The following is a 5,888-nucleotide window of genomic DNA, read 5'->3' on the forward strand; positions in this document are numbered from 1 at the left end:
ACGAGGATCAGCACGATCGAGAAGAGGAAGGGGATGCGCCAGCCCCACTCGAGGAAGGCGTCGCCCGGGAAGATGATGTTCATGATCGCGAGCATCGCGCTGGCGAGCAGGAGGCCGATCGGCACGCCGATCTGCGGCATCGCCCCGTAGAGCCCGCGACGGTCGCGCGGTGCGTGCTCGACGGCCATGAGCACGGCGCCGCCCCATTCGCCGCCGGCGGAGACGCCCTGCAGGATGCGGAGGAGGATGAGCAGGATCGGCGCGGCGACGCCGATCTGGCCGTACGTGGGGAGGAGCCCGATGAGCACGGTCGCCGCGCCCATGAGGATGAGGGTCACGACGAGGACGATGCGACGGCCGAAGCGGTCGCCGAAGTGGCCGGCCAGGAATGCGCCGAGCGGGCGGAACAGGAAGCTGATGCCCACGGTGAGGAAGGAGAGGATCGTGCCGACTGCGGAGCCCGCGGGCTCGAAGAAGAGCTGGCTGAAGACGAGTCCCGCCGCGGAGGCGTAGATGAAGTAGTCGTACCACTCCACGGTCGTGCCGACGACGGTGGCGATGGCGACGCGGCGGCGGTCGCTCGTCGTGGCGATCGTACCGGTCGGGGTCAGCGATCCTGGTGCGGATGCTGGAGACATAGGAGCACTCCTTTGTGACGGGGTTACGGCTGTGTGACGAGCCGGATCGGTTATAATATACGATTTAAGATACGCTGCCGCAACTCGGGTCCCGGTGCCTGGTCACGGCCTCGATTTCGCGGTTGGGCCGCATTGACTTAACATTTGCAGGTTGTTTCCGGCTGGTTTCCAGCCGGCACCCGCATCTGAACCAGTGAGGCCCCCAGCACGACATGAACTCCGAATCACGCCCCGCGCCCGGGCACTCGAAGCCGGTATCGCCCGAGACGTCGGCCGGAACGGTGCCGCTCGCGCACAAGAAGCTCCGCCCGCGCCACGTCACCATGATCACGCTCGGCGGCATCATCGGCGCGAGCCTCTTCGTCGGGTCGGGCAACGTGATCCGCACCGTCGGCCCCGCCGCCGTGCTCTCGTACCTCATCGGCGGCCTGCTCGTGTTCCTCGCGATGCGCATGCTCGGGGAGATGGCGGCGGCGCGCCCCGCGATCGGCTCGTTCATGGAGTACGCCCGCGTCGGCCTCGGCGACTGGGCCGCGTACCTCGTCGGCTGGCTCTACTGGTACTTCTGGGTCGGCGTGCTCGCCTACGAGGCGGTGCTCGGCGGGGAGACGCTGCACGGCTGGTTCCCCGCGCTGCCCTCGTGGGTCGGCTCGCTGCTGCTGCTCGCCATCTTCGTCGGCACCAACCTGATCTCCGTGCGCACCTTCGGCGAGGTCGAGTTCTGGCTCGCGAGCGTCAAGGTGCTCGCCATCGTCGTCTTCCTCGGCGCCGGCGTGCTGTTCGCCTTCGGCCTCTGGCCGAACGCGAGCTACTCGATTCCCAACCTCTGGGAGCACGGCGGCTTCGCGCCGAATGGCTTCGGCGTCGCGTTCACCGGCGTCGCGCTCGTCATCTTCTCCTACTTCGGCACCGAGATCGCCGTCATGGCCTCCGCCGAGTCGGAGGATCCGGCGAAGGGCATCCGACAGGCGACCAGCACCGTGATCTGGCGCATCCTGCTCTTCTTCGTGGGGGCGGTGCTGGTCATCACGACGATCGTGCCGTGGGACGAGCTGCCCGAGCCGGTGGACGTCGCATCGGCGCCGTTCACCTACGTCTTCGAGCTCTTCGGGCTCCCGGGCGCCGCGATCGTCATGCAGCTCGTCATCTTCACCGCGGTCATCTCCGTGCTCAACTCCGGGCTGTACTCGGCCTCGCGCATGTTCTCGTCGCTCGCCGAGCAGGGCTTCGCGCCGAGGTTCGTCGCGAAGAAGGCGAAGAACGGCGTGCCCGTGGCCGCGCTCCTCGCCTCGACGATCGGCGGCGTCGTCGCGACCATCGTGAACTTCGCCGCCCCCGACTCCGGAGTGTTCTCGTTCATCATGAACTCCGCGGGCCTCGTCGCCCTCTTCGTGTACGTCTTCATCGCGCTCACGCAGATGCGCATGCGCTCGCGCATGACGCCGGAGGAGGTGGCCGGGCTCAAGCTCAAGATGTGGCTGCACCCGTGGCTGAACCTGCTGCTCATCGCGGCCATCATCGCGGTGCTCGTGATCATGCTCACGACTGAGACGGGCCGCACCCAGGTGTGGACGAGCCTCATCGCAACCGGCGCGCTGGTCGTGTGCTGGCCGCTCGTACGGCGCGCACGGGCGAAGCGCGCGCGGGCGGAGGCATCGGCGGCGCTCGAGGCGTGAGCGCGCCCCGCTCCGGCGGCGCTCGAGGCGTGAGCGCGCCCCACGCCAACGGCGTGCGCGCGCCGCACGCCGTTGGCGTGTCCGCCGTTCGATGACACACTTGAGAGATGGCGGATACACAGAACGGCCGGGTCGCGGTCTACCTCGACTTCGATAACATCGTGCTCTCCTGGTACGACCGGGTGCACGGGCGCAACTCGTTCGCGCGGGATCGGCAGCGCATCGCCGAGAACCCCTCCGAGCCCGAGATCGCCGAGCGCCTCCGTGCTGCAGTGGTGGACGTCGGCGCGATCATCGATTACGCGTCGTCGTTCGGCACCCTCGTGCTCACCCGCGCCTACGCCGACTGGTCGGCGCCGATGAACGCCGAGTACCGGTCGCAGCTCGTCTCGCGAGCGGTCGACCTCGTGCAGCTCTTCCCGGCCGCCGCGTACGCGAAGAACGGCGCCGACATCCGCCTCGCCGTCGATGCGGTGGAGGACATGTTCCGCCTCGACGATCTGACGCACGTCGTCATCGTCGCCGGCGACTCCGACTACGTGCCCCTCGCGCAGCGGTGCAAGCGGCTGGGCCGGTACGTCGTCGGCGTCGGCGTCGCCGGTTCCACGGCGAAGGCGCTCACGGCGGCGTGCGACGAGTTCGCCTCGTACGACGCGCTCCCCGGCATCGAATCGGTGCCGCGCACCGCGGCGCGTGCGGCGCAGCGCGACGAGCAGCCGAAGCGCTCGCGCGGCCGCGGCGGCCGCGGGGGAGGCGCGGAGCAGCCGAACGCCGACGCCGGCGCAGGCGACGACGCCGGGGGCGCCGCCGATCAGCGGCTCGCGGATGCGCTCGACGCGGCGCAGGACGCGGCGAACGCGGTCGAGCCGGGCGACACCATCGAGTCGGGGGAGGACGCGGAGATCGCGGTCACCGGCCTGCTGATCCGGGCGCTCTGGCTGAGCCAGGACAAGGACGACTCGGGCTGGCTCTACAGCTCGGCGGTCAAGCAGCAGATGCGCCGCATGGATCCGTCGTTCAACGAGAAGGCGCTCGGATTCCGATCCTTCTCCGACTTCCTGAAGTCGCGCTCCGACGTCGCGGAGCTCGAGGAGACCGGGCACGAGCGGCTCGTGCGTCTGCGCGACCAGAGCGTCTGACGGGGCTGGGGCCGCAACTGCCCGCGGCCCCCGGCGCGATCCTCGGCGCGATCCGCCGGCGGGCGGGTGCGCGTCACGCCGCCCGAGCGCTGCGCTGCAGGTACCGGCGCACCCCCGAGGCGGCGGTGCGCCCGGCGCGGTTGGCTCCGATCGTGCTCGCGGAGGGCCCGTACCCGACGAGCTGCACCCGTGCATCGGCCGCAGCTGTGGTACCGCGCCCGCCGCGGTCGAGCTGAATGCCCCCGGCGGCGCTCCGCAGACGCAGCGGCGCGAGGTGCGCGATCGCCGGGCGGAACCCGGTGGCCCAGAGGATCACGTCGACCGGCTCGAACGAGCCGTCGGCCCATCGCACCCCATCGGGCTCGATCCGGGCGAACATCGGGCGCCGTGCGCGATAGACGCCGAGCCGCTCCGCCTCCCGCTCCTGCTCGCGCAGCACGAGGCCGGTGACGCTGACCACGCTCTGCGGAGGCAGGCCCGCCGCGACGCGCTGCTCCACGAGCGCCACCGACGCGGCGCCGGCCTCGGGGGTGAACTCGTCGGTGCGCCACACGGGCTCGCTCCGGGTCGCCCAGACGACGTCGGTGAGCGGGGCGATCGCACCGAGGAACTGCACGGCCGAAGCCCCGCCGCCCACGACGAGCGTGCGCTTCCCGATGAAGTGCTCGGGGCCCGGGTAGGCCACCGTGTGCAGCTGCTCGCCGGCGAACGTCTCCATGCCGGGGAATCGCGGCACGAACGGCTGCGACCAGGTGCCGGTCGCGTTCACGAGGGTGCGCGAGCGCCAGCTCCGCTCGCCGGCCGAGACGACGAGCAGTTCGGGATCCCGGTCGTCGTTCTGCACCCGGTCGACGTGCACGGGCCGGATCACCGGGAGTTCGTGCTCCCGCTCGTACGCGGTGAAGTACTGCGGGATCGCGGTGTTCGCCCGCTCGCGGCTGCGTGCGGGCGGGAGGGAGCCGGGAAGTTCGGCGACGCCGTGGACGTCGCGCATCGTGAGAGCGTCCCAGCGGTGCTGCCAGGCACCGCCGGGCGCCGCATCCGCGTCGAGTACGACGTGCGGGATGTCGAGGCGCCGCAGATGGAAGGAGGCCGACAGCCCGGCCTGGCCGGCGCCGATCACGACGCTGTCGAGAATGCCGGGGTCGCTCACACGTGGTGCAACGGCGGCCGCGGTTCGCCCATTCCCGGCAGGAGTAGCCTGGATGCGGCCGCCGCACCCCGACGCGCCGTACGCCCCGCGCGACATCGCGCACGTACCGGGCCACGAGCCCGGAGGAAGCAGGTGCACCATGCAGGCACTGCAATACCGTGAGATCGGAAGCCGCCCCGAGCTGGTCGAGGTGGAGAAGCCCGCGCCCGGGCCGGGAGAGATTCTGCTGCGCGTGACCGCGGCGGGCGCGTGCCACTCCGACGAGTTCATCATGGGCACGAGCGCCGAGGACTACTACTTCAAGCCGCTGCCGCTGACGCTCGGGCACGAGGTCGCGGGCACCGTCGCCGAGCTGGGCGCCGGCGTGACCGGGCTCGAGGTCGGCGAGAGCGTCATCGTCTACGGCCCGTGGGGCTGCGGGCGCTGCTACCCGTGCGCGAGCGGCGAGGAGCAGAACTGCGAGCACGGCATGCGCGCGCCCGGCATCTTCAGCGACGGCGGCATGGCCGAGTACATGCTCGTGGACGACGCCCGCCACCTCGTGCCGATCGGCGATCTCGACCCCGTGCAGAACGTCTCCCTCACCGACGCGGCGCTCACGCCGTACCGCGCGATCAAGTCGGCGCTGCCGAAGCTGACGCCGGGCAGCACGGCGGTCGTCATCGGCTCGGGCGGCCTCGGGCACGTCGCGATCCAGCTGCTGAAGGCGCTGACGCAGACGAACGTCGTGGTGCTCGACGTGGCGCAGGATCGCCTCGACTTCGCGCGCGAGGTGGGCGCCGATGCGGCGTTCCTGTCGAACCCCGACGCGATCGACTCGGTGAAGGAGCTCACGCGCGGTCTCGGCGCCGAGGCGGTCTTCGACTTCGTCGGGATCCAGCCGACGGCGGATCTCGCGGCCGGCATGATCCGCACCGGCGGCCAGATCGTGGTGGTCGGCGTGGCGTCGGGGTCGGTGCCGATCGGCCAGACCACGGTGCCGCTCGACGTGACCGGCCGCGCGATCAACTGGGGCTCGCGCACGGAGCTCATGGAGGTCGTGGAACTCGCCAAGCGCGGAGCGATCAGCATCCACGTCGAGCAGTACTCGCTCGCGGACGCTCCCCGCGCCTACGACAATCTGCACGCGGGCAAGGTGCGCGGCCGCGCCGTGATCGTTCCGTAGCGGCCCTCGGTCGGGTCGCCGCGGGCGGCCGAACCCGTTGCGGCCCGGCACCCCGGGGCCGCCGAGCGTGCGGTGGTGCGCCGAGCCCCTGCTGGTGCGCCGAGCCCCTGCGGGCCC

The 5,888-nt window shown here is 71.1% G+C and carries 5 protein-coding genes; 3 read left to right on the forward strand and 2 right to left on the reverse strand.

The annotated features are described in order from the left end of the window. The coding region (locus tag NS354_RS11330) for an MFS transporter (protein ID WP_153002200.1) at positions 1-638 on the reverse strand (638 nt) is incomplete at its 3' end. A gap of 212 nt (positions 639-850) precedes the next feature. On the opposite strand from NS354_RS11330, the gene NS354_RS11335 reads away from it, so the two are divergent. Both NS354_RS11335 and NS354_RS11340 read left to right on the forward strand, forming a co-directional pair. Continuing rightward, on the forward strand, positions 851-2,314 hold the full coding sequence (locus NS354_RS11335; protein ID WP_058594586.1) for an amino acid permease: 1,464 nt from the start codon (positions 851-853) through the stop codon (positions 2,312-2,314). 107 nt (positions 2,315-2,421) lie between these two features. Continuing rightward, positions 2,422-3,453, forward strand: coding sequence for an NYN domain-containing protein (locus NS354_RS11340; protein ID WP_058594587.1), 1,032 nt, complete (start codon positions 2,422-2,424; stop codon positions 3,451-3,453). A gap of 73 nt (positions 3,454-3,526) precedes the next feature. On the opposite strand, the gene NS354_RS11345 is transcribed toward NS354_RS11340, so the two are convergent. Next, positions 3,527-4,606: an NAD(P)-binding domain-containing protein gene (locus tag NS354_RS11345; RefSeq protein ID WP_082678052.1), complete on the reverse strand. Its 1,080-nt coding sequence runs from the start codon at positions 4,604-4,606 to the stop codon at positions 3,527-3,529. Positions 4,607-4,745: 139 nt separating this feature from the next. Between NS354_RS11345 and NS354_RS11350 the strand changes: the two genes are divergently transcribed. Then, positions 4,746-5,771, forward strand: a complete 1,026-nt coding sequence (locus NS354_RS11350; protein ID WP_058594588.1) for an NAD(P)-dependent alcohol dehydrogenase — start codon at positions 4,746-4,748, stop codon at positions 5,769-5,771. Positions 5,772-5,888: the final 117 nt, after the last annotated feature.

It is taken from the genome of Leucobacter chromiiresistens, from assembly GCF_001477055.1.
In the GTDB taxonomy this organism is placed as follows: Bacteria; Actinomycetota; Actinomycetes; order Actinomycetales; family Microbacteriaceae; genus Leucobacter; species Leucobacter chromiiresistens_A.

Excerpts from the sequence above, each read along its gene's own strand:
- NS354_RS11350 (WP_058594588.1), top strand. The coding sequence starts at position 4,746 with ATGCAGGCACTGCAATACCGTGAGATCGGAAGCCGCCCCGAGCTGGTC.
- NS354_RS11335 (WP_058594586.1), top strand. The coding sequence starts at position 851 with ATGAACTCCGAATCACGCCCCGCGCCCGGGCACTCGAAGCCGGTATCG.
- NS354_RS11340 (WP_058594587.1), top strand. The coding sequence starts at position 2,422 with ATGGCGGATACACAGAACGGCCGGGTCGCGGTCTACCTCGACTTCGAT.